3 protein-coding genes are annotated in these 3,944 nt (G+C 54.8%); 2 read left to right on the forward strand and 1 reads right to left on the reverse strand.

Annotation, left to right across the window (positions count from 1 at the left end; all coding sequences use genetic code 11):
* A partial coding sequence (locus ABX962_RS32115) for an FKBP-type peptidyl-prolyl cis-trans isomerase (RefSeq protein ID WP_372725750.1) occupies nt 1–342 on the forward strand: 342 nt, incomplete at its 5' end.
* Nucleotides 343–442: 100 nt separating this feature from the next.
* On the opposite strand, the gene ABX962_RS32120 is transcribed toward ABX962_RS32115, so the two are convergent.
* On the reverse strand, nt 443–1,141 hold the full coding sequence (locus tag ABX962_RS32120; RefSeq protein WP_372725752.1) for an NAD-dependent deacylase: 699 nt from the start codon (nt 1,139–1,141) through the stop codon (nt 443–445).
* A gap of 215 nt (nt 1,142–1,356) precedes the next feature.
* Here ABX962_RS32120 and ABX962_RS32125 point away from each other — a divergent pair.
* The coding region (locus tag ABX962_RS32125) for a DUF1549 domain-containing protein (RefSeq protein ID WP_372725754.1) at nt 1,357–3,944 on the forward strand (2,588 nt) is incomplete at its 3' end.

Genomic DNA, 3,944 nt, shown 5'->3' on the forward strand with positions numbered 1-3,944 from the left:
AACGCCGAATTTAAAAAGACCGATTCGGGACTGAAGTACCGCATCCTCCGCAAAAGCGACAAGCCCAAACCGACGGCGAAAGACAGCGTCGAAGTCCACTACAAGGGCTGGTTGGACGATGGCACCATTTTCGATAGCTCTTATCGTCGCGCGTCGAAGATTTCCTTTCCGCTGAGCGGCGTGATCAAGGGATGGACCGAAGGGATGCAGCTCGTCGGCGAAGGTGGAATGATTGAATTGGAAATCCCCGCCTCACTCGGCTATGGCGCTCGCGGTGCTGGCGGCGTAATTCCTCCTAATGCAACGTTGCACTTTGTCGTCGAGCTCTTCGAGATCAAATAGCTTGACCTCGCGATTGCGACTTTCATTGACAAACCATTGCCCCCGGCCGAACTGCGTTGCGTGCAGAGACGGCCGGGATTTTTTTCGTCGGTTCACTTGTTTAGCGGACACTCAAGCTGCTTAGGAATGCCGGCACCTCGACACTCGCTTTGCCTCGGATTGATTCATCGAACTCGGCGGAATTCGGCGTTTCGTCGAGATTAATTTCGATTTTCCGGCAACTCGGTTTGGTTTGACGAACGATTCCGGCGGCGGGATAAACCACGGCCGAGGTTCCGATCGCGATAAACAGGTCGGCTTGGTTTGCGGCTGCTTCGATTTGCTCGAGCCCCAGAGGCATTTCACCAAACCACACGACATGCGGACGCAGCGTCCCGCGGAGGTCTGGCCGCGTTGGGTGCGGAGTTAATTCATCAAGATCATCTCGCCACGGAATGACGTCTCCGGTGCGGACGCAGCGGGCTTTCAGAAGTTCGCCGTGCATCGCCAACACTTTTTTGCTGCCTGCGCGGACGTGCAGATCGTCAATGTTCTGCGTGACGAGCAAAAATTCGTCCTGCTGCGCCGCCTCGAACTCCGCCAACGCCCGGTGGGCTGCGTTCGGTTGAATTTTTGTATCCAGCAAGCAACGACGTCGCTGGTTGTAGAAATCATGGACCAAAGCCGGATTCCGCTGAAACGCTTGCGGCGTGGCGACATCTTCAAACCGATGTCCCTCCCACAATCCATTTGCATCGCGAAAGGTTGGCACGCCCGATTCAGCCGAGATGCCGGCGCCGGTCAAAATCAGAATCTTCATCGATATCCAAAAGGGGTTGGTTGGATCGGTGTCAGGGTCGTTTTGGCTGCGATCGTGATCCCAGCGGGAACCTCTCGCAAGCTTCGATTTCTATTGTGCAGCAGAAAGCCGTCTGTGCTAACCTAGGAGGGTGCCGAAACACCCACAAGAAGCTCTCACGGCCGCTCCCGCCTCCATCGACGTCCAATCCCACCCGTACTCGATAGACTTACGCTATGGCCACAGCCACCACTTCGATGAGCGGTCGCAAAACAGTGTCTGCGGGCGTCATGTTTCAATTGGCTTTTTTTTCGCTGGCGGCATTCTCACAGGAGCCAGGATCTGTCGATTTTTTCGAGAACCGCATCCGCCCTGTATTGGTCAAGCATTGTTATCAGTGCCATTCGGCGAAATCGGATGACCTTGGCGGCTCACTACTCCTGGATTCCTCGGGCGGCATGACGCAGGGTGGCGACAGCGGACCTGCGATCGTTAAAGGTCATCCGCAACAGAGTCTGTTGGTGTCGGCGATCCGCTATGAAACATCCGAGATGCCTCCACAGGGAAAGTTGCCTGACCAGGTGATTGCGGATTTCGAAAGATGGATTTCCGCTGGCGCGGTCGACCCCCGAGACCAACCGACCCGCATTCCCACCGCAAAGCCTGCGATCGACATCGAAGCGGGCAAACAGTTTTGGGCGTTTCGTCCGATCCAAGCCCCAGCAATCCCCGACGCCATCGCGCGACCGAGCGATGCCGGATCGACCACTTCCCTGAGCAAATCCAAACCGACCAGCAGTTCGCCGATCGATTGTTTCTTGGATTCGGAACTCGCAAATGCATCGATCGCCGCAAATGAACTCGCGGCACCTGACATCCGCTTGCGTAGATTGTGCTTTGATCTGACCGGGCTACCCCCGAATCTCGAATTGCAACGGGCGTGGAGCGAGGATCCATCACCGCAACATTGGATCCAGATTGTCGATCAATTATTGAGCTCCATTGAGTTCGCCGAACATTGGGCACGTCATTGGATGGATTTGGCGAGGTACGCCGACAGCAACGGTGCCGACTTCAACGCCACCCATCATGACGCTTGGCGTTATCGCGACTACTTGGTCCGCTCGTTTGCCGATGACCGCTCGATTGACAAAATGATCCAACAACAGCTTGCTGGCGATTTGCTGCCCTCCTCCAGCGATTCGCAGCGTTTCGACAACCTTGTGGCCACCACGTTTCTGATGTTGGGAACCAAAATGCTGAGTGAACGCGACAAGGAAAAATTGGAAATGGATGTCGTTGACGAGCAGATCGATACAGTGGGGCGAGCGTTCCTAGGGCTGACGCTTGGCTGTGCTCGCTGCCACGATCACAAATTTGATCCTGTTCCGATGCGAGACTATTACGCATTGGCCGGAATTTTTCGCAGCACGCAAACGCTCAATGGTGAAAGCCAGCAGTACGTCAGCACGTGGAACAAGACGCCACTGCCGACCAGCGAAAAACACCAAGAATCGCTGATGGATCACAAGCAACAACAAAAATCGCTCGAGGACAGTTTAAAGCAACTCGACCAAGAATTGTCGGCTTTGAAAGAACGTATCACGCACCGCGGGATCGTGATTGATGACGAGGAAGGCGAGAAGTCTGGGCAGTGGAAAGCATCAACACTCTTCCACACCTTTGTCTCCAAAGGTTATGTGCACGATAACAACGGAGACAAAGGCAAGCTCTCGATTCAATTTTCAGTGCGGTTACCAAAGTCGGGACGCTATGAAATTCGGTTAGCAGGTTCGCCTGGCTCCAATCGTGCATCGCAGGTTCCCATCACGGTCAAGGACGCTCGTGGCGATCATGACCTGTTTATCAATCAACGAACCGCGGCAATCGACGAAATCTGGAATTCGCTTGGCGAGTTCCATTTCAACACGGACCAAGACGCCATCGTCACAATCCGCAACACCAACACCGATGGCTATGTGATTGTGGACGCGATCCAGTTCTTGCAAGTGGACGCAACGAGCGAGTCAGCTGACAAGCCGAAAACAGATCTTGGCATCCCCCAAGCGGTCGAGCAAAAAAGCAAAGAGCGTGATCAGGTTCAAACCAAGCTCGCGGCGCTTAAAAAAAATCCACCGGCGCCGTTGCCTTTGGCGATGGCGCCGCGAGACCGAAGCAGTGACATGATTGCGGACTGCCCGATTCATATTCGCGGTGAAACGGCGAACTTGGGTGAGATCGTGCCTCGCGGCTTCTTGCAAGTCTGCAGTGGCGGCAGTGCCACGATCGCGTCGCCTCAGGGCAGCGGACGTTTAGAACTGGCCGATTGGTTAACCGACCCGGACAATCCGCTTGTCGCTCGCGTGTTTGTCAATCGTGTTTGGATGCATTTGATGGGCGAAGGAATCGTGCGGACGGTTGATAATTTCGGCGTGCAGGGCGAACGTCCTTCGCATCCAGAATTACTCGACTTTCTGGCGTCCGATTTCCTGCGGAGCGGTTGGCAATTAAAACCTTTGATTCGCCGGATTGTGACGACGCAAGCCTATCAACGTTCCTGTGCACTCAATCCGCATTCATGTGAGATTGATCCCGAGAACCGGCTGCTGTGGCGAATGCATCGTCGGCGTTTGCCTGCCGAAGCGATTCGCGACACGATGCTTGTCGCTGCGAACCAACTCGATCGCACTCCCCGCTTTGAACCGATGAAGGGGATGGGGGTATTGGTTTCGAATAACAATAGCGACAGCAACTCCGAGATTGGATCAATTTCCCAATCATGCCGCACGCTGTATATGCCGGTGGTTCGCGGTTATGTGCCGGC

The organism is Novipirellula sp., from assembly GCF_041583735.1.
GTDB lineage: Bacteria > Planctomycetota > Planctomycetia > Pirellulales > Pirellulaceae > Novipirellula.

Bases quoted from the DNA above. Each gene is read 5' to 3' on its own strand.
- ABX962_RS32120 (WP_372725752.1), bottom strand. From the start codon at position 1,141: ATGAAGATTCTGATTTTGACCGGCGCCGGCATCTCGGCTGAATCGGGC.